We start from the raw sequence: 25,599 nt of genomic DNA on the forward strand, positions 1-25,599 counted from the left end.
TACAACCATGTTCAACCTACATCACAAGGCTGACCTGCAGGAAATCGAGCGCTTCAGTTGCGCGCTGACCGAGACCAACGCCAAGTTGGCCGCGATCAGCCGCTCGATGGCGATGATCGAGTTCAGCCCTGACGGCATCGTCCTCGATGCCAACGACAACTTCTGCAAGACCATGGGCTACAGCGCCGAGGAAGTACGCGGCAAACACCATCGGATCTTTTGTGAGGAGAGTTACTACCGCAGCGAGGACTACGCCAGATTGTGGCGCGACCTGGCCCGTGGCGAACCCCTGAGCGGGACGTTTCTGCGCTTGAACAAGAGCGGCCGGGAGATCTGGCTCGAAGCCAGTTACATGCCGGTGTTCGGTCCCGACAAAGAAGTCAGAAGCGTGATCAAAGTTGCTGCGGATATCAGCGCACGCATCAACAAGGAACACGAAGAAGAGGCGATGCTGGCGGCGATCAGTCGTTCCATGGCGGTGATTGAGTTCACCCCCGAAGGCAATGTCATCGCCGCCAACGATAACTTTCTGCAGACCATGCAGTATTCGCTCAATGAGATCGTCGGCCAGCATCACAGTCTGTTCTGTCACCGCAGCGAGTCCGAGTCCACGCAATACAAGGCGTTCTGGGCTTCGCTCAATCGCGGCGAATATCACTCGCACCGCTTCGAGCGCAAGAACAAGTCCGGGCACATGGTTTATCTGGAAGCCTCGTACAACCCGTTGTTCGATGCCAAGGGCCGCTTGTACAAAGTGGTCAAGTTCGACAGCGACATCACCCGCCAGATGACCACCTTGCAGAGCGCCGCCGAATCGGCCCACAGCACCTCGGTACAAAATGACGCCTGCGCGCAAAAAGGCTCGCAGGTGGTGCAGCAGACGGTGCAGATCATTCAGGACATTTCCCGTGATCTTAACGAAGCCGCGGTGAGTATCGATGCGGTGAGCAAACAGTCGGATATCATCGGCACCATCGTCCAGACCATTCGCGGTATTGCCGACCAGACCAACCTGCTGGCGCTCAATGCTGCCATCGAGGCCGCACGCGCCGGCGAACATGGCCGCGGCTTCGCGGTAGTCGCGGACGAAGTACGCAGCCTCGCGGCGCGGACCAGCCAGGCCACCCTGGAAATTGTCGATGTGGTGCGCAGGAATCACGACCTGTCGCTGAGCGCAGTGTCGAGCATGCAATCGAGCCTGAGCCGCACCGGGCTGGGTGTGGAACTGGCGAACGAGGCAGGGGAGGTGATTCTGGAAATTCAGCAGGGCTCGCGGCATGTGGTGGACGCGATCAGCCAGTTCAATGAGACGTTGCAACTGAACTGACTCGTTTTCAGCATCACCAATGACCCATGTGGGAGCGAGCCTGCTCGCGAAAGCGGCGTTTCAGCCAAGCATAAAGTGACTGATACAACGCCTTCGCGAGCAGGCTCGCTCCCACATTTGATTCAAGGTGATCTTAAAAAATCAGAGCGCAGCTAGAAACTTGTCCGCCGCTTTGTCGCTGTCCTTCACGTCGTTATCTTTCTCGGCCTGCGCCAGTTTCACCTTGTCCTGCAAACGCTCGGCGATCTCTTTACCGATGGCCAGTTGTTTCTCCGGCGGCATGGCTTTGATGTCGTCTTCGCTCAGGCCCATCTCCTGCAGGATGCTGTCGCGCAGGCGCTGTTCCGGCGTTTTGCTCATGTAGTCCTTGAATTCGTCGGTGGCGGTTTTCGCGGCGACGGTGGTGTCGGTCGATTGCAGGCCGACGCGGGTCTTGGCGAACGCTTCGTCGACGTTGTCACTGATGCGCGTGGCTTCGCTGACTTGCTGGGTGGCGATCTGGGTGGCCGAGTCTTGCACCTTGGCGGTTTGCGCCTGGGTCTGGCTTTGCAATGTTTGCAGCATGGCGCCGTGCAGACCGGCCGCGGCGGTGGACGTCGCATCGTCGTTCAACGCTTTCGGCAAGTGAATGATTTGTTGTTGTTTGGCACTGATCAACATGATGGGCAGACCTGTGGGTGATGGCTGACCCGGGTTCAGGAGCAATTACCGTGCCTTGTATCAAAATCCTTGATTTTCAATCAGTTGAGACAAATCGCACGATGCCCGGCGGTCAGCCCTTGCCGACAGACGGCAAAGGCTGACCGGTGCGGTTCAGCGATGGGCAATATTCTCCAGCGCCAGATTACGCGTGCGCGGGCCGAACCAGCCGATGGTCAACATCACGATCAGCATGCTGCTGACAATGAACGCGAGCACGCCGGGTGTACCGAAGTTGTCGAGAAACAAGCCGATCAACAAGCTACTGAACACTGTCGACAAGCGACTGAACGAATAGCAGAAGCCGACCGCGCGGGCGCGGATGTTGGTCGGGAACAGTTCGCTCTGGTACGAGTGATAACTGAAGCTCAGCCAGGCGTTGCAGAAGGTGATCATCACACCGCAGAAGATCAGCCCGACGGCGCTGGTCTGCAGGGCGAACAGGGTGCCGAAGGTCATCGCGCCAAGGGCCGAGCCGACGATCTGCCATTTGTTCTCGAAACGGTTGGCGAACTTCACAAACAACAACGGCCCGAGCGGGTAGGCGAGTGTGATGATGAAGGCGTACATCAGGCTGTGGGTGACGCTCACGCCTTGGCCTGAAAGCAGCGCCGGCAGCCAGTTGCCGAAACCGAAGAAGCCGATCGCCTGGAAAATGTGAAAGACGATCAGCATCAACGCGCGGCGGCGATACGGCGGTTGCCAGATATCGGCGAAACGGCCCTTGCCTTCGACATCCACCGGCACCGCTTCGGGCGCGTCCAGCGCTTTGCCGTGATCTTTGGCGCAGCGCGCTTCGAGGCGGTCGAGAATCTGATTGGCTTCATCAAAACGGCCATGTTGCGCCAGCCAGCGCGGCGATTCCGGCAGACGCTTGCGCAGCCACCAGATAAACAACGCAAACACCGCGCTCGCCAGTACCACCCACCGCCACCCGGAAATACCGAACGGCGCCTGCGGCACCAGCCACCAAGACATCAACGCCACCGCCGGCACCGAGAGGAACTGCACGAAGAACGCAAAGGCAAACGCCGAGCTGCGCATGCGTTTGGGCACCAGTTCCGACAAGTAGGCGTCGATGGTCACCAGTTCGATGCCCAGGCCGATGCCCACCAGAAAACGCATGCCGATAATGCCCAGCGCCGAGGTCTGGATGCCCATCAACACCGTCGCCACCGTGTACCAGATCAGCGCAAAGGTGAAGATCGCCCGGCGGCCGAAGCGATCCGCCAATGGGCTGAGCAGGCTGGCACCGAGGAACAGGCCAAGGAACGTCGCCGAGGCGAACGCTGCCTGATCGGAAAACCCGAACACGCCTTGATTACCGGTGGCAAACAGGCCGTCGCGGATCAGACCCGGGCTGATGTAGGCGGTCTGGAACAGATCGTAGAGTTCGAAGAACCCTCCGATCGACAGCAGCGCCACCAGCCGCCAGATCGTCGCCACGGCGGGGAGGCGATCGATGCGGGCGGAAATCTCGGCGGCGCGGACCGGGTCGATGCCGTCGCTGGGCGCGGCGGCGAAGGCGTGAGCAGTCATGGGCAGATCCATTTTTTATTTGATGGAAAAGCTTAGCCTGCTATCGGAGTTCATGGATTGTGAATATGTGCGTTAAACGATCGCCACAACACTTTTCTTGCAATATTCGCTTACGAATTAACGATTTATGCTGCTGCCGCTGAATCCGGCAAGGCTGACGCGGGCAAGCCGAAGACGCGGTCGAACAGCCAGTTGAAGGCAAACGTGTAGCACGGGATGAAAATGATCAGTGCCAGATCCAGCAGAAACGCCTGCACCAGACTGATGTTCATCCACCACGCGATCAGCGGAATCAGAAACACGATCAACGTCAGTTGAAACCCAACGGCATGGGCGATGCGCCGTTTCACCGTGCGCGTGCGCGAGATCTGGCGACTCTCCCAGTGCTCGAACAGCGAGGTGTAGATGAAGTTCCAGGTCACGGCGATGGTGGTGATGATCACCGCCAGTGGCCCGGTGCTGCCCGGCGACGTGCCGGACAGCAGCGCCAGACCGAGGGCGGAGAAGGTCATGCCGATGACTTCGTAAAGCGACACGTAGACCAGTTTGCGTTTCACGCCTTGCATGGAGATTTGCCTCTATCTTGCGAATGACAGCCAACGGGGGTGGCGAAGGCGACGAAAGATAGCTTCAATAGAGCTGACAGAAAAAGTCAGGTCCTTTCAGTTTTGTTGACAGGTAAGCCGTTTGAATTTCAACAGCGACAGCATCGAATTATTTCTTGCGGTGATCGAGCGCGGCTCGTTTTCCTCCGCTGCGCGGGCGTTGGGCAAAGTCCCTTCGGCGGTAAGCATGGGCATTGGCAATCTTGAAGCCGAGCTTGGCTATCTGCTGTTCGATCGCAGTCATCGAGAACCGCAACCCACCGCCATGGCGCTGTCCCTGGTGCCGCACGCACGGCTGATCGCCGAGCAGCTCAAGCAGTTACAGGTGCATGCGGTGGAGTTGTCGCTGGGGCTGGAGAGCAAGTTGTCGATTGGCGTGGTGGCGGACATTGACCGGCGCCGTTTGCTCGCGGCGATCAAGGTGATCACCGAGCGTTATCCGTTACTCGATATCGAAGTGCTGACAGCGCCGCAGGATGACGTACTGGCAATGTTGCACAGCGGTCGCGTCGGTCTGTGCCTGGCGTTTGCCGGGTTGCGCATGAACGTGCTGGAGCGTTTCCAGTTTGTCGGCAATGAACGGATGATCGCCACGCTGGCGGCGGACAGCCCGATGTTGCAGGGCCAGGACGTGTTTCTCGAGGACCTGGTCCAGGTGCGGCAGATCATCGTTGCCAGCCGTGACCTGCCGATCAGCGAAACGCGACCACTGGTGGCGCAATCATATTGGCGCACCGACAGCCTGGAAGCGGCGATGGACATGGTCGAGGCGGGGTTGGGCTGGGGTAATTTCCCGCTGTCGGTGGTGCAATCACGCCTGGATGCGGGGCGCTTGCAGCGGCTGAATTTTCGCAATATCGAAAACGGCCTGGTGATGCCGGTGCATGCGGTGTGGCTCAAGAGTCAGCCGTTGCAGAAGGGCGCGTTGGCGCTTGTCGATTTGCTCAGCCATTAAAGGTTGCGCAGATTTCGATCGTTCCCACGCTCCGCGTGGGAATGCAGCCCGGGACGCTCTGCGCCCCTCCCAGAGCCAAACGCGGAGCGTCCGTTGCGGCATTCCCACGCAGAGCGTGGGAACGATCGGTCGTGATCGGTAAGGGGGTCAGGTGCTTTCGCGAATCTTCAACTCAAAACCCATGTCTTCCACCGGGCGCGGCACTTTGTTGCCGGCCATCAGCGTCAGCATCTGTTCCGCCGCGCGCCGGCCGATGGCCTCGCGCGGGGTGTTGATGCTGCTCAGGCGCGGCACCATGTGCTCGGACATCGGCAAGTCGTTGAAGCCAAGAATCGCCACCTGCTCGGGGATCTTGATGCCATTGCGCAGCGCTTCGAGCAAGGCGCCCTGGGCGAGGTCGTCGTTGCCAAAGAAGATCGCATCGACATCCGGATGCGCCGCCAGCAATTGCAAGAACAACTCGCCACCCAAGCCCACCGATGAAGAACGCGGCGTCAGCACTTCCAGGTCAGGGTCGTAGCGGCCGGCCTTCTGCAACGCCCGGCGAAAACCCTCACCGCGTAGCAGGGTGCGCTGATCGAGTTGTGCGCCGATGTAGGCCAGGCGTTTGCGTCCGCGAGAGAGTAAATGCTCGGCGGCGGTTTCCCCGGCGCTCAGTTGCGAGAAACCCACGCAATTGAGCCCGGCGCTGCTGTCCAGTTCCATCATATACACGCAGGGAATGTTGCTGGCCTCGATCATCCGCCGCGAACTCTCGGTGCGATCGAATCCGGTCAGCAGAAACCCGCGCGGCTGGTAGGCCATGTAGTTGCGCAGGAGGTTTTCTTCTTCATCGCGCGAGTAGTGAAAGTTGCCGATCAGTACTTCGAAGCCCTTGGGCGTCAACACCCGATGAATGGCTTCCAGCGTGTCGATGAACAGCAGGTTGGACAGCGACGGCACCAGCACCACCACCGAATGGCTCTGCGCCGAGGCCAGCGCACGGGCGGCGGGGTTGACCACGTAGTTGAGTTCGAGCGCGGCTTTCTGCACTTTTTCCACCAGTTCGGTGGCCACGGTGCTGACGCCGCGCAGGGCGCGGGAGGCGGTAATCGGGCTGACGCCGGCCAGGCGGGCAACTTCATTAAGGGTGGGACGGCCGGTGGTACGGGTATTTTTATCGTTCTTGGGGGAGGTCATCGGGCGGCTTGCCAAACAAAAATCAAGGCACTAAGGTAGCGCTGTCCTGATGCAGCTGCAAATGCGTGAGCGAGGTCCTGCCTGATCTTGGCTCTTTGGCGTTGGGAACGAACCTGCTGCAACCCAAAAAAACGACAAGAAGGCGTCGGCAACTTCTGCCTGTGCACTAGAGTCATAGCTAGCAAAGGTAGCGCTGTCTGCGCGCTGAGGTGTTATATGAGTCATCCCATCACCGCCCTGGTCATCATGGGCGTTGCCGGTTGCGGCAAGACGTGCGTCAGCGAGGCCTTGTGCCATTTGAGCGGCGCCACTGCCATTGAAGGCGATACTTTTCATCCGGCCGCGAACATCGAAAAGATGAGCGCAGGGATCCCCCTGAACGACGACGACCGCGCCGGCTGGCTCGACAGCCTGTGCGATGAACTGCGTCGCGTCGATGCGTCGGGCAAGCGCCCGGTGCTGACCTGCTCGGCCCTTAAACACAGTTATCGTGAACGCCTGCGCAGCGCCTTGCCGGGCCTGGGTTTCGTGTTTCTGGAACTGACCCCTGAAGTGGCCGCCGAACGTGTCTCGCACCGTCCGGGCCATTTCATGCCGGCCACGCTGATCGAAAGCCAGTTCGCCACCCTCGAATCGCCCAAGGGCGAGCCGCTGACCCTGGCGCTCAATGCCTCGGTGCACAGCGTTGAAGAGCTGGCAAAGCAGGCTCACGTCTGGTGGCAGGCCCACGGTCTGAAACAGGCGGTATGAGTATGTTGAAAAAGACAGCGCTGTCCTCCCGACTTCTGTTCAACCCGCTTTAATAACAACAACAATCCAGGAGACACCCCCAATGTTCGGCATGTCCCACGAGACGTTCCTGCTGCTCGATGCAGTGGTCACGGTAATCGGTCTGATTATCCTGATCACCAAATTCAAGATTCACCCCTTCATCGCCCTGACCATTGCGGCCGCGTTCCTCGGCCTGACCTCGGGCATGCCGATCGGCACCATCATCAAAGCGTTCCAGGACGGCTTCGGTGGCGTGCTCGGTTTCGTCGGCATCATTCTGGCGCTGGGCACCATGCTCGGCAAAATGATGGCCGAATCCGGCGGGGCGGATCAGATTGCCCAGACCCTGATTCGCGCGTTTGGCAAGGACAAGGTCCAATGGGCGATGATGTTCGCCGCGTTTCTGGTCGGCATCCCGCTGTTCTTCGAAATCGGCTTCGTACTGTTGATTCCGCTGGTGTTCATCGTGGCGCGTCGCACCGGTGTGTCGATCATCAAGATCGGTATCCCGCTGCTCGCCGGCCTGTCCGCGGTACACGGTCTGGTGCCGCCGCACCCGGGCCCGCTGCTGGCCATCGGCGTGTTCGGCGCTGACATCGGCAAGACCATTCTCTACGGTCTGATCGTTGCGCTGCCGACCGCGATCATCGCCGGTCCGATTTTCGGTACGTTCATCGCCAAGCACATTCCGGGTCACCCGAATCAGGAACTGGTCGATCAACTGGCCCGCGAAAACGATTCGAGCGATCTGCCAAGCTTCGGCATTACCCTGGTCACCGTGCTGCTGCCGGTGTTCCTGATGCTGCTGAAAACCTTCGCTGACGTGGCGCTGCCGGACGGCAACTTCTTCCGCACCTGGATGGACATGATCGGTCACCCGATCTCGGCACTGCTGCTGGCGTTGCTGCTGTCGCTGTACACCTTCGGCTACAAGCAGGGCATCGGCTCCAACCAGATGCTCAAGTGGCTCGACGCGAGCCTGGCGCCAACCGCTGCGATCATTCTGATCATCGGTGCCGGCGGCGGCTTCAAGCAGATGCTGGTCACCAGCGGCGTGGGCGATGTGATCGGTCACATGGCGGTCAGCGCACAGATCTCGCCGATCCTGCTGGCGTGGCTGGTGGCGGCGGTGATCCGTATTGCTACCGGTTCGGCGACCGTGGCAACCATCACTGGTGCCGGCATTGTGGTGCCGGTAGTTGGGATGATTCCGGGCGTCAACCGTGAGCTGCTGGTACTTGCGACTGGCGCCGGCTCGTTGATCCTGTCGCACGTCAACGACGCCGGTTTCTGGCTGGTCAAGCAGTACTTCAACATGACCGTGGCCGAAACCTTCAAGACCTGGACCGCGATGGAAACCATTCTGTCGGTAGTCGGCCTGGGCTTTATCCTGCTGTTGTCGCTGTTCGTTTAAACAGCTTCTTGCAGGCACAAAAAAACCGCAGCGATGCGGTTTTTTTGTGCCTTGAAGGTACTCGGATGATCGTTCCCACGCGCAGCAAAGGAATGCCTCAATGGACGCTCTGCGTCCGCTTTGGGACGCGGAGCGTCCCGGCCTGATTCCCACGCAGAGCGTGGGAACGATCAGGGGTGTGTCAGTTATTTCGGGGCCAGGCCATCCGCGCGAAACATCCCGCGAATCCCGCGCACGGCCTGGCGGATGCGGTCCTGGTTTTCGATCAGCGCGAAGCGCACGTGATCATTGCCATACTCGCCAAACCCCACTCCCGGCGAGACGCAGACCTTGGCCTCGGCGAGCAGTTTCTTGGCGAACTCCAGCGACCCCAGATGCGCATACGCCTCGGGGATCTTCGCCCAGACGTACATCGATGCCTTCGGATTCTCGACCATCCAGCCCAGCTCATGCAGGCCTTTGACCAGCACGTTGCGGCGCTGGCGATACTGCTCGGCGATGTCGCGCACGCACTGCTGATCACCTTCCAGCGCAGCAATCGCCGCCACTTGCAGCGGGGTGAACGTGCCGTAGTCGTGGTAGCTCTTGATCCGCGCCAGGGCGTTGACCAGTTCCGGGTTGCCGACCATGAAACCGATGCGCCAGCCAGCCATGTTGTAGCTTTTGGACAGGGTGAAGAACTCCACGGCAATGTCCTTGGCGCCCGGCACCTGCATGATCGACGGCGCTTTCCAGCCGTCGTAGACGATGTCGGCGTAGGCCAGATCGTGGATCACCAGCACGTCGTACTGCTTGGCGAGGGCGATCACCCGTTCGAAGAAATCCAGCTCCACGCACTGCGCAGTCGGGTTCGACGGGAAGCCGAGGATCATCATTTTCGGCTTGGGGATCGAGCCGCGAATCGCCCGTTCCAGTTCGTCGAAGAAGTCCACGCCTGGCACCAGCGGCACCGAACGCACCTGCGCGCCGGCAATCACCGCGCCGTAAATGTGAATCGGATAGCTTGGGTTCGGCACCAGCACGGTGTCGCCCTGATCCAAAGTCGCCAGCATCAAATGCGCCAGACCTTCCTTGGAGCCGATGGTGACAATGGCTTCGCTTTCCGGGTCGATATCGACCTCGTAGCGTTGCTTGTACCAGTTGGAAATCGCCCGGCGCAGGCGCGGAATGCCCTTGGAGGTCGAGTAACCGTGGGTGTCTTCGCGTTGGGCGACTTGTACGAGTTTTTCGACAATGTGCGGCGGCGTAGCGCCGTCGGGGTTGCCCATGCTCAAGTCGATGATGTCTTCACCACGACGCCTGGCAGCCATCTTCAGCTCGGCGGTGATGTTGAAAACGTAACGGGGGAGTCGATCGATGCGCGCAAAGCGGCGCGGCGAACCTTGTTCGGCCATTGTTGCCTCGGATAACGTAAGCGCCCGGAACCGTCCGAGCGACGCTGGTCACTGCGGTGACCTGTGGCGGAAGATAAGGGCGCTGATGGCATACTGTCCAGCCTGTTTGTAAACATTTTTTTCCGAAGGAAATCGGTCAATGGAATTCACCAGCGGCTTCTTGCTGAGCCTTTCGCTGTGCCTGGACATCGGCGTGGCCAACATCGCAATGATCACCCTGGCCATGCAGCGCGGCTACTTTCAGGGCTTTGCGCTGGGCTTGGGCACTTGCGTCGGCGACCTGATTTACGCAGTGCTGGCGCTGGCCGGGATGACCGTTTTGCTGCAATACGAAACCGTGCGCTGGGTGTTGTGGATCGGTGGTTCGGCGCTGTTGATCTATTTCGCGGCGAAGATGATTTACTCAGCGATTCACCATCAAGCGCAGTTGGCGGCCACGGCAGAAGTGGGGCAGAACTCCCATCGCAAGGAGTTCTTGCGGGGGATCTTTCTCGCCATGTCGTCGCCGAGCGCGATTCTCTGGTTTGCGGCGGTTGGCGGCACATTGATCGCCCGTTCCGGTGGCGGCGGCGCGATTAGCTCGGCGCTGTTTCTCGGCGGTTTCCTGTGTGCCGGGCTGCTGTGGTCGGCCGGTCTGTGCTTCGCCGCCAGCCACGGTGGCAAGCTGCTGGGCGACAAGCTGTTGCGCTATTCGTACCTGGCATCGGCGGCGATCTTCTGCTATTTCGCGGTCTACGTGATTCTTTCCGGCTACAACGAGTTTGTCGGTTCGGGCGCCGCCGAGCAGTTGCACACGCTATAAACGAGCGAAACGGCTCGGGCTTTCTATACTCCCAGCCGAACCCACTTTTCTGTATCAGGGAGTCGCGTCATGGATGAGCAAACAGGCGTTGAAGTGGCAGAACCTCGCTTCGAACATGGGTCGTTTCTGTTGATTGCCGGATTCGGTGGACGCTTTACCCAGGATTCCACCGAGGACATTCCGGCGTTGTGGGAAAAGCTCATTCCGCACTTGGGGAAGATTCCCGCGCAAGTGGGTGAAGTGACCTACGGCGTCTGCTGCAACGCGGACGGCGAGGGCGGCTTCGAGTACATCGCTGGCGTGCAGATCGACAAGCTTGATGACCTGCCGGAGAAGTACCGTTGGGTTGAAATTCAGCCGCAGCATTACGCGGTCTTCGAGCACAAGGGGCGATTGGAGCAACTCCCCGACACCTTCCAGTACATCTGGAACACCTGGCTGCCGCAGTCTGGCCGTGAAGCGGCGGATGCCCCGGAATTCGAACGCTACAGCGCAGATTTCGATCCGAAACTGCACACCGGCACGCTGGAAATCTGGCTGCCGCTCAAAGCCTGACAGCTACCCATCGAGGCGGATCATGTCCGCCCCGGTTGATCTGCTTTATGCTTGGCGACCTCAAATTCCAATGATTTCCGAGTTGCCATGAACACCGTCATCCGTAACGTCACCGCCGCCGATCTGGACCGCTGCTACGCCATCGAAACCGTTGCCTACGAAGGCGATGAAGCCGCCACCCGCGAGAAGATCGCCACGCGCATCGCCACCTGGCCTGAAGGTTTTATCGTCGCCGAGGTGGAGGGCGTGGTCGCCGGTTTCGTCAATTCCGGCGCGGCGTTCGATGTGCAGATGTCCGACGAAGCGTTCAAGGAACTGATCGGCCACGACCCGAAAGGGCCGAACGTGGTGATCATGTCGGTGGTGGTCCATCCGGATTATCAGGGGCAGGGGTTGGCCAAGCGGCTGATGGCCGAGTTCATTGAGCGCATGCGCGGGATGGATAAGGCGACGATTCACCTGATGTGTAAAGAGCAACACATCCCGCTGTATGCCGGGTTTGGTTTTGCCTACATCAAACCGTCGGAGTCCGACCACGGCGGCATGGCGTGGCACGAGATGATCCTGACCCTTTGACCCTCTGACCTCTGACCCAAACACCGAACCTGATCGTTCCCACGCTCCGCGTGGGAATGCCTCTTGTGACGCTCTGCGTCACGCTTTTGGGACGCGGAGCGTCCCTGCTGCATTCCCACGCGGAGCGTGGGAACGATCATCGGCGACAGGGTCAGTAAAGAGAGTCGCGCACCCGCTTCGGAGCTTCAGCGTCATAAGTTTCAGCATCGAACTCGCCCCCATTCAGGCGCTTGTGAAACGCGCCGGCACTTGGCAACGCCGAGCGCGGCAGGTGGGTTTGCGGGTTCCACGCATCCGAACGAACGAACGCTTTCGAGCAGTGAAAAAACGCCGCCTCTACCGTCACCAGCAACACCGTTTTCGCCGCTTTGCCATTCACCGCAAAACTCTCCAGCAACTCAGGCTCAGCGCTGATCTGCGCCGTGCCGTTGACCCGCAGCGTCTCGCCAATCCCCGGAATGATGAACAGCAGCGACACCCGCGGGTCGTGCAGCACATTGCGCAAGGTATCGATGCGGTTGTTGCCCGGGCGATCGGGCAGGGCCAGGGTGCGTTCGTCGATGATCCGCACGAACCCGGGTTTGTCGCCGCGCGGCGAATTGTCGAGGCCATCGGCGCCTATGGAGCTGACGATCACCAGCGGTGACAGCCGCACCATCGTTTGATAATCCTCGTTGAGAAAACCGATCTGCTTGCGCACCGCGCGTTCGTGCGGCTGGCCGTATATCGCTTCCAGTGCTTCGATTGAATCGATCATCGTGCATTCCTCGATGACTTAGAAAAACAGCCCCATGCGCCGCTCGTAACCGATCCGGCCCTTGTAGGCTTCGCCGCTGTCGACGTAGCCGTGTTTGGCGTACAGCGCGATGGCCGCTTCATTGTCGGCGTCCACCGACAGTTCCAGCCCCTTGATGTCCGGCCAGGCTTCACGCGCGACGGCGGGCAGCGCTTGCAGGCATGCCTTGCCGTAACCCTTGCCTTGTGCGCGGCGATCGACCTGCAACGCGTGCAATGTGGCGCTGTGTTCATTGGCCCAGTCAGGCAGTACCGGCGGACGCTTGAGCAGCAGAAACGCCACCGGCACCTCGTCCGCCAGCAGGGCAAAACCTTTTACGCCGGGGCCGGGTTTCGACAGCAGCGTGTGCAACGCGCCGTGAATGTCGCCGGAGAACTTGATCTGCTCGGCATGAATTTCAATCGCCTCGACTTGCTGACGCTGCAAGGCGTTCAGGCTGTCGTACGGCACGAGTCTGGCTGACAAGGGAATTTCCTTTTTCCTACAAAGAGTGAGCCTCGGATTCTAGCGATATTGGCGTCGCGAAATATTTTTGTTTGGCCTGTCGATCCGCGAAAAGCACAAACGACTAAGGGTGTCTTCCCACAAAAAACACGGAGAACACCATGAACGCACAGAGCGAAATTCAGACCCTGATCAACACTTACCGCGAAGCGGTGATGACCAAAGACGTCGAAAAAGTCATGGCCCTGTACGCCGACGACATCGTCTCCTTCGATGCGATCAAGGCTTTGCAATTCAAGGGCAAAGCGGCGTACCGCGCGCATTGGGTCGAGTGCATGCAAATGTGCCCTGGCCCGCACGTTTTCGAGTTTCAGGAAATCACCATTGAAAGCGCCGATAACATTGCCTTTGCCCACTGGGTCGCCAACTGCGGCGGGACCAATGAAAAAGGCGAAACCCAGAGCTGCTGGATGCGCGTCACCGCGTGTTATCGGCAGGTCGGCGGGGCGTGGAAAATCGTCCATGAGCATTGGTCGGCGCCGTTCGATCCGATGAGCGGCGCGACGCTGTTCGATGTGCAGCCCTGATCTTCAGCCATAGTTGAACCGTTCGAATCAGGAGAACGCCATGAAGTATTTATGCCTGGTCTACAGCGACGAGCGCCTGCTGCATTCGTCGCCCGACAGCCCCGAAGACGCCGAATGCTGGGCCTACGCCGAGTCGATCCAGGGCAGCGGGCGGATGGTCGCCGCTGAAGCGCTGGAATCGGTACAGACCGCCACCACGGTCAGAATGCGCAGCGGCAAACTGTCGATCACCGATGGGCCGTTTGCCGAAACCAAGGAGCAACTGGCCGGGTTCTACCTGATCGACGCCAAGGACCTCAACGAAGCGATCCAGGTCGCCGGCAACATTCCGGCAGCGCGGGTCGGCAGCGTCGAGGTGCGACCGGTGCGGCAGTTGAATGTCTGACATACGGGCGCGGGTCGAGCAGGTTTACCGTCAGGATTCACGACGGATTCTGGCAACGCTGATCCGCCTGCTCGGTGATTTCGACCTTGCCGAAGAAGCCTTGCACGAGGCGTTCTTCGTCGCGGTCGAACGCTGGCAGCGCGACGGCGTGCCGGACAATCCGCGCACCTGGCTGGTCTCGACCGGGCGCTTCAAGGCGATTGATGTGTTGCGCCGGCGTGCGCGGTTCAAGGCTTCGCAACCGTTGTTGCTGGCGCAACTGGAAGAACTCGAACAGGCCGACTGGAGTGGCGAAGACGTGGAAGACGATCGCCTGCGGCTGATCTTCACCTGCTGTCACCCGGCGCTGGCGGCGGATGCGCAAGTGCCGCTGACCTTGCGTGAAGTCTGCGACCTGACCACCGAAGAAATCGCCCGCGCCTTTCTTTCTGCGCCGGCGGCAATCGCCCAGCGCATCGTGCGCGCGAAAGCCAAGATTCGTGACGCGAAAATCCCCTATCAAGTGCCCAGCCTGAAGGAGTTGCCCGAACGCCTCGACAGCGTGTTGCGGGTCATTTATCTGGTGTTCAACGAAGGTTATTCGGCGTCGATCGGCACTGAGCTGACTCGCGAAGACCTCACGCGCGAGGCGATCCGCCTCGGGCGCCTGTTGATGGAATTGCTGCCGGAGCCGGAAGTCATGGGCCTGCTGGCGCTGATGCTGCTGCACGAATCGCGACGACCGGCGCGTACCTCGCCGAGTGGCGAACTGGTGCTGCTCGACGATCAGGATCGCGCGTTGTGGGACGCCGGGTTGATCGCCGAAGGCTGTGCGCTGGTCGAGCGCGCGCTGAGCACGCGGCGGTTCGGCCCGTATTGTCTGCAGGCAGCGATCGCGGCGGTACACGCCGAGGCGCCGCACGCAGCGCAAACCGATTGGGTGCAGATCGTCGGGCTGTATGACGTGCTGCTGCGGGCGCTGCCGTCGCCGGTGATCGAGTTGAATCGCGCGGTGGCGGTGGCCAAGCGCGATGGCCCGGGGGCGGGGTTGAGTCTGATTGAAGGGATTTTGCAACGTGGCGAATTGCAGGATTACCACCTGGCGCATTCGGCGCGGGCGGAGTTTTGTCGGCAGTTGGGGCGGGTGGGCGAGGCGCGCGAGGCGTATCAGCGGGCATTGGCGTTGACCCGGCAGGAGCCGGAGCGGCGGTTTATTCAAGGTAGGCTTTTGGCGCTGGAAAAGCCCTCACCCTAACCCTCTCCCAGAGGGAGAGGGGACTGATTGGGGGATATTGGAGAAATTCGCCGACCTGGATGAATGGCTGTGAATCGGTAATCGACTCGGTGTTGCAGGTCGATGCATGACGCAAGACACCTCGGTCGGCTCCCTCTCCCTCCGGGAGAGGGCTGGGCGGGCGGCGTTCCGATGAGGGCTCCCTAATTCAAGGCAAAGCACTATTCGAGCATCTTCCCCAACAACCAGCTCCCCGCCGGCCCCGGCGGATACAGGCGCGACCACAGTGCATCGACGAACACCGGTTTCGGCCAGCCGCGCACGTTCAGTTCCACCAGCAAGTCATTGCCATAGCGCTGCGCCAGCCAGCGCGGCAGCGGTGCCCAGCCAAAACCTTTTTCGGCCATTTCCAGCAACATCAGATAACTCGGCGCCGACCACACCCGGCCTTTGCCACGGCTGTCATACGGATTGACGATGGTCGCCAACCGCAACTCGCGATGCTCTTCAAGTAGCTGCTGATCCACCAGTTCAAGCTTCGCCAGCGCATGCTCGCGGTTGACGAACAGCGCAATCTCGGTGCGTTCGGCCACGGTCGAGGTCACCAGATCTGGCGGGTAGGCTTCCTGCATTTCGGCGAAGGCCAGGTGCGCGCGGCCGCGCTGGACCAGTTCGATCAAGTCTTCGCATTCGGCGATCAGGCATTCCAGTTGCAGATCCGGGTAGCGCTGTTCGAACTCCACCAGCGCCGCCTCGAAACGATACGACTGATAGGTGTCGGAAATCGCCACCGTCAGCTTCGGCTCGACCCCTTGCGACAATTGCCGTGCGGTCATTTCCAGGCGATTACTCGCCGCCAGAATCGCCTCGGCCCGTTGCAGCAGCACATGCCCGGCCGGGGTCAGGGTCGGTTTACGGCTACTGCGGTCGAACAGCGCCACATCGAGATCAATCTCCAGGCTTGCCACCGCCGCGCTGATGGTCGACTGACTGCGCCCCAATTTGCGCGCCGCCGCGGAAAACGAACCTTGCGTCGCCGCCTGCACGAACGCCAACAGCACTTCCTGGGAAATCATCAACTATCGCCTTGATCGATGGTTATTGGTTATGAAGTATCGGTCCGAGGGTTGATCATGGCAATCATCTTCACTCAAGGAGTCAGGCCATGACTGCCGACAAATCCATCACTGAACGTATCTTCCAGGCCATCGGTTTCGAGCTGTTGGCGATCCTGATCTGTACGCCGTTGCTGGCGTGGCTGCTGCAAAAGCCGCTGCTCGACATGGGCGCGGTCACCGTGCTGATCGCGCTGCTGGCGCTGGGCTGGAACGTGCTGTTCAACCGCTTCTTTGATCGGGTGCTGGTGCGTCTGCACGTTGCCCATAATGCTTGGGTACGAGTGGTGCATGCGCTGCTGTTCGAAGGCGGTTTGATCGTGATGGGCGTGCCGCTGATTGCCTGGTGGCTGTCGGTCAGCCTGTGGCAGGCGTTTTTGCTCGACATCGGTGTGCTGCTGTTTTTCCTGCCGTACACCTACGTTTATCACTGGGTTTATGACGTGCTGCGCGAGCGCTTCGTATCGCGCAACGTCTGTCAGGGTTAAACGCAAAAATCGCAGCCACTGAAGGCTGCGATTTTTTTCGTTTCAAATCAGAGAAACATGCCGCCGGACGCCTCGACACGCTGGCCGTTGATCCACCGACCGCCGTCGGACAGCAACAACGCCAGCGCGCCGCCGATATCGTCTGGTTGTCCGGCACGGCCCAGCGCCGTGTTGCTGGCGACCATCGCATTCAGCGCCGAATTGTCGCGCACGGCACCGCCACCAAAATCAGTCTCGATGGCGCCCGGCGCGAGAATGTTCACGCCGATCTGCCGTGCGCCCAGCTCCTTGGCCTGATAACGCGTCAGCACTTCCATCGCGCCTTTCATCGCCGCATAAGCGCCGTAACCGGGCAGGCTGAAGCGGGTCAGGCCGCTGGAAATGTTGATGATGCGCCCACCGTCGTTGATCAGCGGCAGCAACTGTTGAGTCAGAAAAAACGGCCCCTTCAGTTGCACATTCATCAGCAGATCGAACTGCTCCGGCGTGGTCTCGGCGAACAGGGCATGCACGCCAATTCCGGCATTGTTGATCAGAAAATCGAAGCGCTGACGGTCGAAGGTGTGCAGCAAGGCCTGCTCAACCCGCGCGCCGAAATCGGCAAAGCTGTCACTGCGGCCGACGTCGAGTTGCAGCATGACGGCTTTGCCGCCGAGCGCTTGCAGTTCAGTGACCAGCGCCTGCGCCTCGTCAGCGCGGCTGTGGTAGGTGCCGATGATGTCGATGCCTTGCGCGGCGAGGTGCAGTGCAGCGTTCTTGCCCAGGCCACGGCTGGCGCCGGTGATCAATGCGATTTTACGGTTCATGGGGCTTGCTCCGATTGCGTTGAGTGGGGATGGATCAAAGTTTATTTATCCGTGCCAAGCTGATAAACAGAGTGAAAACGGAATCACTGATCGGATCAGCCGAACAATCGCAGGGCACCAAAATGAACAAACTGGAACTGCTGCGCACCTTCGTGCGGGTCAGCGAACTGTCGAGTTTCACCCTTGCCGGCGAAAGCCTGGGCCTGCCGCGCTCGACCGTGTCCGAGCATGTGCAGGCGCTGGAAGCCCTACTCGGTACGCGCTTGTTGCAGCGCACCACGCGCAAGGTGCAAGCGACTCAGGACGGCATGGTCCTGTACGAGCGCAGCAAAGATCTGCTGTCGCACATGGACGAGATCGAAGGCTTGTTCCGCCAGGACGAGGCCTCGCTGAGCGGGCGCATCCGCGTCGACATGCCGAATATTCTCGCCCGGCGTCTGGTCATGCCGCGTCTGCCGCAATTCATGGCGCGGCACCCGAACCTGCAACTGGAAATCAGCAGCACCGACCGCCGCGTCGATCTGCTCAGCGAAGGTTTCGATTGCGTGCTGCGCGTCGGTGCGCAACCGGATCAATCGGTGGTGGCGCGGCATCTCGGCGACTTCTCGATGATCAACTGCGCGAGCCCCGCCTACCTCGAGCGCTACGGTGTGCCGCGAACTCTGGAAGACCTCGCGCAGCATCGGCTGGTGCATTACGTCGGCGTGCTGGGGTCGCGTTCGGAAGGTTTCGTCTACGAGGAGGGCGGGCAGGTGCGACGCTTGGCGATGGCCGGCAGCATCACGGTCAACAGCACCGATGCCTACGAGTCGGCATGCCTCGGTGGTTTCGGCCTGACTCAAGTACCGCGCACCGGCATGCAGCCGCATCTGGAAAACGGCGAGCTGGTCACCGTGCTGCCGCAATACACCGCACCGGCGATGGCGATTTCGTTGCTGTATGCGCGGCAACGGCATTTACCGCTGCGGGTGCGGGTGTTCATGGATTGGCTGGGGGAGGTGGTTCGGTCGACGCTTTGACGGGGCACCACAATCAATTGTAGGCCTTCGCCTGCTCGCGATAGCGGTGTGTCAGTCACATCTGTATCGACTGAAAGGACGCTATCGCGAGCAGGCGAAGGCCTACAGGAGATTTGTATTGGTTTAGAAGATCTGGGTGAACAGCCAGTACAGGCTGCCCGACAGCAGGATTGCCGCCGGCAAGGTCAGCACCCACGCCATCAGCAAATTGCGGATGGTCTTCATCTGCAACCCGCCACCGTTGGCGACCATGGTCCCGGCCACACCCGATGACAGCACATGGGTGGTCGAGACCGGCAAACCGAACATGTCCGCCGCACCGATGGTCAGCATCGCCACGGTTTCCGCCGAGGCGCCTTGCGCATAAGTCAGGTGAGTCTTGCCAATCTTCTCGCCGACGGTCACTACGATGCGTTTCCAGCCGACCATGGTGCCAAGCCCCAGCGCGATGGCCACGGCAATCTTCACCCACAGCGGAATAAAGCGTGTGGCGTTGTCGATCTGCTGTTTGAACAATTGCAGCTTGCTGCTGGTGTCAGCATCGAAATTGCCGACCTTGTTCTTGTCCATCAGGCGAATGCTTTCGCTGGCCAGGTACATGTCGTTGCGCACGTTGCCCATGGCCTCGGCCGGCACCTTGGCCAGCGAACCGTAGCCTCTGACTTGCTCGCCGATGTGCCCGGTCAGCGCGGCGAGGGCCGGGATCAATTGCGGCGTGGCTTCCTTGCTGCGCACGTAATCGGAGAGGATCGGGCGCGGGTCGGCCGGTGCCGGCAGCGGTGCGCTTTTCACCAGTGCCTGCTGGGTGACTTGGGCCACGGCGGCGAACTGCAGCGATTGTTCTTCCGGCATGGTGCGGTTCAAGGCGTAGGCCATCGGCAGGGTGCCGACCAGAATCAGCATGATCAGGCCCATGCCTTTCTGCCCGTCGTTGGAGCCGTGGGCGAAGGACACGCCGGTGCAGGTGGCAATCAGCAAACCGCGAATCCACAACGGCGGGGGAGTGTTGCCTTCGGGAGCCTTGTACAACGAGCGATTCTTGACGAAGGCGCGCAGGGCCAGCAGCAACAACGCCGCACAACCGAAACCCACCAGCGGCGACAACAGCAAGGCGTAACCGATCTTGGTCGCCTGCGCCCAATCGACACCGCTGGTACCGTCGCGGCCGTGCATCAGCGCATTGGCCACGCCGACGCCGATGATCGAGCCGATCAGCGTGTGCGAAGACGACGCCGGCAGGCCCAGCCACCAGGTGCCGAGATTCCACAGAATGGCAGCGATCAGCAAAGCGAAAATCATCGCGAACCCGGCGGACGAACCGACCTGCAGAATCAACTCCACCGGCAGCAACGCGATGATGCCGAACGCCACCGCGCCGCTGGAAAGCAGCACGCCAAGAAAGTTGAAAAAGCCCGACCAGACCACCGCCACGTTCGGCGGCAGCGAGTGGGTGTAGATCACCGTCGCCACCGCGTTGGCGGTGTCGTGGAAACCGTTGACGAACTCGAAGCCCAGCGCAATCAACAGCGCCACGCCGAGCAGCAGAAACGGCGTCCAGGTGGTCACCACCGTGCCGAGTTCGTGCATGTCGTGCATCAGGCTGTAGGCGGTGAACAGCATGCCCATGGCCAGCACGGCGAAAAAGATCACATAGGTGAACGGGCCGGGTTTCTTGTCCAGCGCGGGCCGGCCGCTAGCGGCAGAGGCGGGGCTGGCGGTCAGGGAGGGAGTAGCCATGAGCGGACAATCCTGAGCGAGGGAAGGAATGTCGCCCATGATCGTTGCAGAATGTTACAGAGAGACTGCGGCAGATCAGTGTTTGCCTGATTAGTCTGACCATTGATCTTAAGGACGCCGCAGCCCCCTGTGGGAGCTGGCTTGCCAGCGATGGCGGACTGACGTTCAACATGGATGTTGACTGACCTGACGCTATCGCTGGCAAGCCAGCTCCCACAGGGGAACGGTGGAATATGTGGTCAATAATCCCCACGCTTGCGAAACGCCCAGCGCCCGGCGATCACGGTGAACGTCGCCACCAGCGCGACCAGTACCCAGAACCCGTGCGGGTCCTGTGATAACGGTACGCCGCCGACATTCATGCCGAAGAACCCGGCGATGATGTTGATCGGCAGCGCCAGTACCGTGACCACGGTCAGGGTGAACAGCGTGCGGTTGCTTTGTTCGTTGAGGTTGGCGGCGATCTCTTCCTGAAGCAGTTTGATCCGCTCACCGAGGGCGGTGAGGTCGTTGATGATCAGCGCGAACTCCTCGGTGGACTTGCGCAGCTCCTTCACGTCCTCCTTCTGCAACCACGGCGGCGGACGGTTGAGCAGGCGCAGCAGCGAACCCGGTTCCAGCGCCAGCAAACGTTGCAGGCGCACCAGCACGCGGCGGTTGGCGCCGAGTTCCGCGCGGTTGGTCGACAGCCGCGAGGAGAGCAATTCGTCCTCGATCTGGTCGACGCTCAGGCTGGTCTTGCGCACGATCTGCGTCAGCACTTCGCCCTGATCGCGCAACAGATGCACGAGCAATTCCGACGGCGAACGAAAGCGTTCGCCGGCCTTCACCGACGAGCGCAATTTGTCCACCGAGTGCAGCGGTTGCAGGCGTGCGCTGACGATCAGTTTGCTGCGCACACAGACCCACAGCGTCGACACGTCCGAGGAGACCATGCTGCTGAGGTTGAAGACCACGTCGTTGACCACCGCCAGCAGCGCCGAATCGACATGCTCGATGCGCGTCGAGCGCGAGCCCTCATGCAGCGCTTCGAAAAATTCTTCCGGCAACTGCAGATGACTTTTCATCCAGCGCTCACAGGCGGCGTGGGCCAGATTCAAGTGCAGCCAGAGGAATTCGCCGCTGTCGCTGTCGTCCTGCAAGCAACGCAGCGCCGTCGCTGAATCGACTTCGCGACCGCTTTCGCCGGGCAGAAAACGGAAGCCATAGAGCAAACCAAACAGGTCCGGATCGCGATGGCTGATATCGAGGCTGTGATTCATGGCGGCTCGCTGCGAGGAGGGCGGTTGATGCGGGTTTTACAGGTTCACCTGAGCGGCATCATCGCAATGTCACATGACATTTATGTGACAGTAAAACGGCGTCAAATCAATGCCTTACCGGCTGTCGGAAGTTTCTCAAGAAGGGCTCTGGCACGCCGATCTCAGCTGAGTTAGGTTGCGCGCCATTGGCCTTGGGCCAAGGTTCGCCGACAGGGAGGTCCGGCCATTTTTCACGCTCGTTCCGGGCGTGCTCCACCCCTGTCGTGAGTATCTTCGATGCTGCAAAAATCCCTGAGAGCGCAAATGCTCGCCCTGTTGAGCGGCAGTCTGCTGGCGGTGCTGTTGATCGCGCTGGCCTGCTTCCATTTCCTGTCCAACGGCGTACAGAGTTACAGCCAGTTGCTCGCCGGGCCGTTGCACACGTCGCAACTGATCGACGAAGCCAACCTGCAATTCAAGGTGCAGGTGCAGGAATGGAAAAACGTCTTGCTGCGCGGCAAGCAACCGGCGGATCTGGCCAAGTACTGGGGCCAGTTCGAAGACCGTCAGCGCGACGTACAGAAAATCCTCGGCGAACTGGCCGGCCAGAGCGGCATCGAGCCGAGCCTGAAAACCCGCATCGAACGCCTGCGTGACGAACACCGCCAACTCGGCGCGGCCTACCAGAAGGGCCGTGATGCCTACGTCGCCGCCGGCGGTGATCCGGCGACGGGCGATGCCGCAGTCAAAGGTGTCGACCGCGCGACCAGCGATCAGATGAGTGAACTGGTCGCAGAACTGCGCCAGCAGGGCACCGAGCAGTCGGCGCTGATCAGTGCCGGTGCCGATCGCACTGTGTGGATCGGCTTGCTGGTGATGCTCGCGTCGGGGCTGTTGATCGGCCTGCTGAGCCTGTGGCTGGTCAACCGCAACCTGGTCGAACCGATCCGCAAACTCATCGACTATGTGAGCCAATTGAGTCGTGGCCAACTCGCCGAACGGGTGACCAACGAGCGGCAGGACGAACTGGGCAATCTCGCCACCGCGGCGAACACCTTGCGCGATTTCCTCGCCGACACCTTCAGCCGTTTGCAGCGCAGTGCCAGCGATCTGGACAGCGCCAGCGGCGAGTTGAACGCCATCGCCACAACCATGGCCGGCGGCACCAACGAGCAATTCAATCGCACCGATCAGGTGGCCACGGCGATGAACGAAATGTCCGCCACCGCCCAGGAAGTCGCGCGCCACGCCGCCGACGCCGCCCGCGCTGCCGACGATGCCGATCAGTCGGCGCAGCAGGGCGAGAAGGTCATGCAGACCACCATTCATTCGATCACGCAGATGCGCGGCGAAATCGCCAACACCGCCACCGTGATCCGCCGTCTCGAAGCGGATAGCGGGCGCATCGGCAAGGTACTGGAAGTGATTCGCGGCATCGCCGAACAGACCAACCTGCTCGCGCTCAACGCTGCCATCGAAGCGGCCCGCGCCGGTGAGGCAGGACGTGGATTTGCCGTGGTCGCCGACGAAGTGCGCAACCTCGCGCAGCGCACCGCTGAGTCGATCATCGAGATCAACCAGATCATCCAGAGCGTGCAGACTGGCGCGGTAGACGCTGCGCACGCCATCGACAACGGCCAGGCGCGCAGTGATGAAAGCGTCGAGCAAGTGACTCAGGCTGGCGCGATGCTCGAGCGCATCACTCATGCCGTGGAAGCGATTCGCGACATGAACCGGCAGATCGCTACTGCGGCTGAGGAGCAGACGTCGGTGGCCGAAGACATTTCGCGCAACCTCACCGAGATCACTGCGATTGCCAGCACCAACCTCGACAATGTGCAGCGCACCGAGAGTGCCAGCCAGAATCTGCATGGTCTGTCGGGGCAGTTGAATGAAGTGACGGCGCGGTTGAGTGCTTGATTGGTTTGGGTCGTGGTATGTCAGTGTTTTCGGCGTGATGGCTTGGCCCTCACCCTAGCCCTCTCCCTCGGGAGAGGGGACTGACCGTGTTGATTGCTGGAGATACGTCGACCTGAAATATCGAGGCGAACTCAGGCTCTGAACAGATCAACGAATAACTAAGATCTCAAGGCGAACTCAGGCTTTGAATGGCCCCCGATCTGCTCCCTTTCCCTCGCCCCCTTGGGGGAGAGGGCTGGGGTGAGGGGGAATCGATTTCCCAGTCACCCCAAGCCTCACGCCAAACGCCAGCCACAAAAGAGCCGCACGATCATTCAATCGTGCGGCTCTTTACCAGCGCTCTATCAAGTATCTTGCTTGTTGCTCAAAACCTTGCCGGTAGTTGCATCAAAGTCCACGTCGAACTCTTTGCCATCAGCGGTCTTCAGTTCAACTTCGTACTCATAACCGTTGAAGTGGTTATCCAGATCGGTATCAGTAATGGTCGCACCCGGATGCAGTTTCAGCGCTTCGGCGTTCATCGATTCCAGCGACTTGATCTTGCCGTCTTTCACCAGTTGCGGGATCTGGTCGATGCGCACGTCAGCTTGGGCCAAGCCAGCGGTGAGGGTCAGGGCAGCGGCGGTAAACAGGGCAGTCAAAGTTTTCATCGGTTCATTCCTTGGTGGTGCGTTGAAGTGGTTGATCTGTGTAAGTGGGTTCAGATTAACCAGCGCAACTTAATTCACCCTTAAATCTCTGCTTCGCGATAAAACTGCTCTTTGTGAGAGCGAGCCTGCTCGCGAAGCAGGCGACTCGATAACGGCTCAGAAACCGTTCTTCTTCAAAACCTCATCAACGCTGCCCGCCGCCGGGCGCTTATAAAACTTCAACAGTTCACTGGCGCGGTTGGTAAAGATGCCATCGACACCGGCGGCCATGACTTTCTCGTAATCCACCGGCTCATCGACGGTGTAGACGTGCACGAGCATGCCCTGATCATGGGTGTATTGATTCATCCACGGCTGCACCAGATCCGAATAGCTCTGGTCACCGCCATGGGTCAGCTTGGCCGACGGACCGGTACCGATAGCGCCCTGGGCCTTGGCGAAGTCGACCCACTGCTTGAATTCAGCTTCCGACTTCGGTTCCTGTTTACCGTAGAAAACGTTCTTGTCGTTCTCGCCGGAGGCGGCAAAGGTCACGTTCGATTTCGGCTCAATGCTGCCTTCGCCGACCCACAACAGCAGGATCTTCGGCACTTGCGGCATTTCCTTTTCCAGCATTTGCAGGCTGTTCTTGTCGAACGTCTGCAGGATCACCTTGCCTTTGCCCTGGCCGACGCCGAGCGCGCTTTTCGCCAGTTTCGAACCGGCCGGGCTCAGCCAGCCGCGGTCCTGCAGTTTTTCCTTGAGGTCTTTTTCGATGCCGGGAAACAGCTGCGGCTCTTTGGTTTCGATGTACAGGCCCGGCTTGTGCTGCGGATTGGCGCGGGCGATGTCGATGATTTCATCGAGGGTCAGAATCTTCAGCCCGGCGTAGGACGCGCGCGCGCGATCCGGATATTTGGCGTTGAACCAGCTACCGGCGTCGAGGGTTTTCAGTTCGGCCATGGTGAACGCGGTGGCCGGACTGTCCTTGCGCTCCGGGAATTTGCTCGCCACGTCGGTGGTGCGCTGCAGATTGTCGTCGTGCAGGGCGAACAGCACGCCGTCCTTGCTGCGCTGCAAATCCAGTTCCAGGTAATCGGCACCCAGGTCGCGGGCCAGTCGATAAGCCGCGACGGTGGATTCCGGCGCATCGAACGACGCGCCACGGTGAGCGATCACCGCCGGGTGCGGGATGCCGTGGGCCGCAGCGATGGCCTCAGGGGCGCTGTGGCTGGCGGCCTGCGCCTGACCGAGGCCGAGCAGCAGGCTCAGGACCAAAGCGCTTTTGGTGAAAGTGGCGGTCATGTTCGAGTTCCTTTCGCAGGCAATTTCAAAGTGCACTGTTTTAACAACTGAAGCGCTCGGGTGCCAGCGCAAGACCGACATAAACGTATCAAAAGCGA

Annotated in this window: 25 protein-coding genes and 2 pseudogenes; 14 read left to right on the plus strand and 13 right to left on the minus strand. The window is 60.4% G+C overall.

What is annotated here, in order from left to right:
* Window positions 1-7 precede the first annotated feature (7 nt).
* Window positions 8-778 (plus strand): annotated as a pseudogene (locus tag M0746_RS29380) (PAS domain-containing protein); the annotation flags it as partial.
* A 120-nt stretch (window positions 779-898) separates the two neighbouring features.
* Window positions 899-1,327, plus strand: a pseudogene (locus M0746_RS29385) (methyl-accepting chemotaxis protein); the annotation flags it as partial.
* Window positions 1,328-1,468: 141 nt separating this feature from the next.
* On the opposite strand, the gene M0746_RS03760 reads toward M0746_RS29385, so the two are convergent.
* The 3 genes from M0746_RS03760 to M0746_RS03770 all read right to left on the minus strand — a co-directional run bounded on the left by M0746_RS03760 (window position 1,469) and on the right by M0746_RS03770 (window position 4,131).
* On the minus strand, window positions 1,469-1,987 hold the full coding sequence (locus M0746_RS03760) for a hypothetical protein (RefSeq protein ID WP_258448236.1): 519 nt from the start codon (window positions 1,985-1,987) through the stop codon (window positions 1,469-1,471).
* Window positions 1,988-2,140: 153 nt separating this feature from the next.
* Window positions 2,141-3,565, minus strand: a complete 1,425-nt coding sequence (locus M0746_RS03765; protein ID WP_258448237.1) for an MFS transporter — start codon at window positions 3,563-3,565, stop codon at window positions 2,141-2,143.
* 125 nt (window positions 3,566-3,690) lie between these two features.
* Window positions 3,691-4,131 (minus strand): PACE efflux transporter, encoded by a 441-nt coding sequence (locus M0746_RS03770; protein WP_258448238.1) that lies wholly within the window; start codon window positions 4,129-4,131, stop codon window positions 3,691-3,693.
* 121 nt (window positions 4,132-4,252) lie between these two features.
* On the opposite strand from M0746_RS03770, the gene M0746_RS03775 reads away from it, so the two are divergent.
* A complete protein-coding gene (locus tag M0746_RS03775; RefSeq protein WP_258448239.1) occupies window positions 4,253-5,125 on the plus strand; it encodes a LysR family transcriptional regulator in 873 nt (290 codons plus the stop codon).
* Window positions 5,126-5,272: 147 nt separating this feature from the next.
* Here M0746_RS03775 and M0746_RS03780 read toward each other — a convergent pair whose 3' ends face one another.
* Window positions 5,273-6,304, minus strand: a complete 1,032-nt coding sequence (locus tag M0746_RS03780; RefSeq protein WP_258448240.1) for a LacI family DNA-binding transcriptional regulator — start codon at window positions 6,302-6,304, stop codon at window positions 5,273-5,275.
* A gap of 216 nt (window positions 6,305-6,520) precedes the next feature.
* On the opposite strand from M0746_RS03780, the gene M0746_RS03785 reads away from it, so the two are divergent.
* Both M0746_RS03785 and M0746_RS03790 read left to right on the plus strand, forming a co-directional pair.
* Window positions 6,521-7,054, plus strand: coding sequence for a gluconokinase (locus M0746_RS03785; protein ID WP_258448241.1), 534 nt, complete (start codon window positions 6,521-6,523; stop codon window positions 7,052-7,054).
* 82 nt (window positions 7,055-7,136) lie between these two features.
* Window positions 7,137-8,489, plus strand: coding sequence for a GntP family permease (locus M0746_RS03790; protein WP_208940085.1), 1,353 nt, complete (start codon window positions 7,137-7,139; stop codon window positions 8,487-8,489).
* Between the two features lie 185 nt (window positions 8,490-8,674).
* On the opposite strand, the gene alaC is transcribed toward M0746_RS03790, so the two are convergent.
* Window positions 8,675-9,883: an alanine transaminase gene (gene alaC, locus M0746_RS03795; RefSeq protein WP_258448242.1), complete on the minus strand. Its 1,209-nt coding sequence runs from the start codon at window positions 9,881-9,883 to the stop codon at window positions 8,675-8,677.
* Window positions 9,884-10,022: 139 nt separating this feature from the next.
* Here alaC and M0746_RS03800 point away from each other — a divergent pair, with 139 nt between their 5' ends.
* From M0746_RS03800 to M0746_RS03810, 3 genes are all read left to right on the plus strand, one after another.
* Entirely contained in the window at window positions 10,023-10,685 is a 663-nt protein-coding gene (locus M0746_RS03800) for a LysE family translocator (protein ID WP_258448243.1), read from the plus strand.
* A gap of 69 nt (window positions 10,686-10,754) precedes the next feature.
* A complete protein-coding gene (locus M0746_RS03805; protein WP_258448244.1) occupies window positions 10,755-11,240 on the plus strand; it encodes a GyrI-like domain-containing protein in 486 nt (161 codons plus the stop codon).
* Window positions 11,241-11,327: 87 nt separating this feature from the next.
* Window positions 11,328-11,816 carry a GNAT family N-acetyltransferase gene (locus M0746_RS03810; RefSeq protein WP_258448246.1) on the plus strand — a complete coding sequence of 163 codons (489 nt, stop codon included), beginning with the start codon at window positions 11,328-11,330 and terminating at the stop codon, window positions 11,814-11,816.
* Between the two features lie 151 nt (window positions 11,817-11,967).
* Here M0746_RS03810 and M0746_RS03815 read toward each other — a convergent pair whose 3' ends face one another.
* The gene (locus M0746_RS03815; protein WP_258448247.1) at window positions 11,968-12,573 is read right to left on the minus strand and encodes a pyridoxamine 5'-phosphate oxidase family protein; all 606 of its coding nucleotides are present in this window, start codon (window positions 12,571-12,573) and stop codon (window positions 11,968-11,970) included.
* Between the two features lie 18 nt (window positions 12,574-12,591).
* Window positions 12,592-13,077 (minus strand): GNAT family N-acetyltransferase, encoded by a 486-nt coding sequence (locus M0746_RS03820; protein ID WP_258448248.1) that lies wholly within the window; start codon window positions 13,075-13,077, stop codon window positions 12,592-12,594.
* A 140-nt stretch (window positions 13,078-13,217) separates the two neighbouring features.
* On the opposite strand from M0746_RS03820, the gene M0746_RS03825 reads away from it, so the two are divergent.
* From M0746_RS03825 to M0746_RS03835, 3 genes are read left to right on the plus strand one after another with little or no spacing between them, the layout of a single operon-like run.
* Window positions 13,218-13,643, plus strand: coding sequence for a YybH family protein (locus M0746_RS03825; protein ID WP_258448249.1), 426 nt, complete (start codon window positions 13,218-13,220; stop codon window positions 13,641-13,643).
* 40 nt (window positions 13,644-13,683) lie between these two features.
* Window positions 13,684-14,028: a YciI family protein gene (locus M0746_RS03830; protein WP_150592919.1), complete on the plus strand. Its 345-nt coding sequence runs from the start codon at window positions 13,684-13,686 to the stop codon at window positions 14,026-14,028.
* Window positions 14,021-15,262, plus strand: a complete 1,242-nt coding sequence (locus M0746_RS03835) for an RNA polymerase sigma factor (protein ID WP_258448250.1) — start codon at window positions 14,021-14,023, stop codon at window positions 15,260-15,262. The genes M0746_RS03830 and M0746_RS03835 overlap by 8 nt, the downstream gene beginning before the upstream one ends.
* Window positions 15,263-15,462: 200 nt before the next feature.
* Here the strand turns inward: M0746_RS03835 and M0746_RS03840 are convergent, their stop codons facing one another.
* Window positions 15,463-16,317 (minus strand): LysR family transcriptional regulator, encoded by an 855-nt coding sequence (locus M0746_RS03840; RefSeq protein WP_258448251.1) that lies wholly within the window; start codon window positions 16,315-16,317, stop codon window positions 15,463-15,465.
* An 89-nt stretch (window positions 16,318-16,406) separates the two neighbouring features.
* Here M0746_RS03840 and M0746_RS03845 point away from each other — a divergent pair, with 89 nt between their 5' ends.
* Window positions 16,407-16,844 carry a multidrug/biocide efflux PACE transporter gene (locus tag M0746_RS03845; RefSeq protein WP_258448252.1) on the plus strand — a complete coding sequence of 146 codons (438 nt, stop codon included), beginning with the start codon at window positions 16,407-16,409 and terminating at the stop codon, window positions 16,842-16,844.
* A 47-nt stretch (window positions 16,845-16,891) separates the two neighbouring features.
* On the opposite strand, the gene M0746_RS03850 is transcribed toward M0746_RS03845, so the two are convergent.
* Complete coding sequence (locus tag M0746_RS03850) at window positions 16,892-17,650, minus strand: SDR family NAD(P)-dependent oxidoreductase (protein ID WP_258448253.1); 759 nt, start codon at window positions 17,648-17,650, stop codon at window positions 16,892-16,894.
* A 122-nt stretch (window positions 17,651-17,772) separates the two neighbouring features.
* On the opposite strand from M0746_RS03850, the gene M0746_RS03855 reads away from it, so the two are divergent.
* Window positions 17,773-18,669, plus strand: a complete 897-nt coding sequence (locus tag M0746_RS03855) for a LysR family transcriptional regulator (protein ID WP_258448254.1) — start codon at window positions 17,773-17,775, stop codon at window positions 18,667-18,669.
* A gap of 123 nt (window positions 18,670-18,792) precedes the next feature.
* On the opposite strand, the gene M0746_RS03860 is transcribed toward M0746_RS03855, so the two are convergent.
* Window positions 18,793-20,406, minus strand: coding sequence for an inorganic phosphate transporter (locus M0746_RS03860; protein ID WP_208940097.1), 1,614 nt, complete (start codon window positions 20,404-20,406; stop codon window positions 18,793-18,795).
* A 239-nt stretch (window positions 20,407-20,645) separates the two neighbouring features.
* Window positions 20,646-21,668, minus strand: coding sequence for a transporter (locus M0746_RS03865; protein WP_208940098.1), 1,023 nt, complete (start codon window positions 21,666-21,668; stop codon window positions 20,646-20,648).
* Between the two features lie 276 nt (window positions 21,669-21,944).
* Here M0746_RS03865 and M0746_RS03870 point away from each other — a divergent pair, with 276 nt between their 5' ends.
* Window positions 21,945-23,567, plus strand: coding sequence for a methyl-accepting chemotaxis protein (locus M0746_RS03870; protein WP_258448255.1), 1,623 nt, complete (start codon window positions 21,945-21,947; stop codon window positions 23,565-23,567).
* Between the two features lie 344 nt (window positions 23,568-23,911).
* Here the strand turns inward: M0746_RS03870 and M0746_RS03875 are convergent, their stop codons facing one another.
* Together M0746_RS03875 and M0746_RS03880 are read right to left on the minus strand one after the other, a co-directional pair.
* Window positions 23,912-24,217 carry a PepSY domain-containing protein gene (locus M0746_RS03875; RefSeq protein WP_030142484.1) on the minus strand — a complete coding sequence of 102 codons (306 nt, stop codon included), beginning with the start codon at window positions 24,215-24,217 and terminating at the stop codon, window positions 23,912-23,914.
* Between the two features lie 156 nt (window positions 24,218-24,373).
* On the minus strand, window positions 24,374-25,501 hold the full coding sequence (locus M0746_RS03880) for a glycerophosphodiester phosphodiesterase (protein WP_258448256.1): 1,128 nt from the start codon (window positions 25,499-25,501) through the stop codon (window positions 24,374-24,376).
* Between the last annotated feature and the right edge of the window lie 98 nt (window positions 25,502-25,599).

The sequence above is a fragment of the Pseudomonas sp. S11P7 genome, from assembly GCF_023195435.1.
GTDB classification, from domain to species: Bacteria; Pseudomonadota; Gammaproteobacteria; order Pseudomonadales; family Pseudomonadaceae; genus Aquipseudomonas; species Aquipseudomonas fluorescens_G.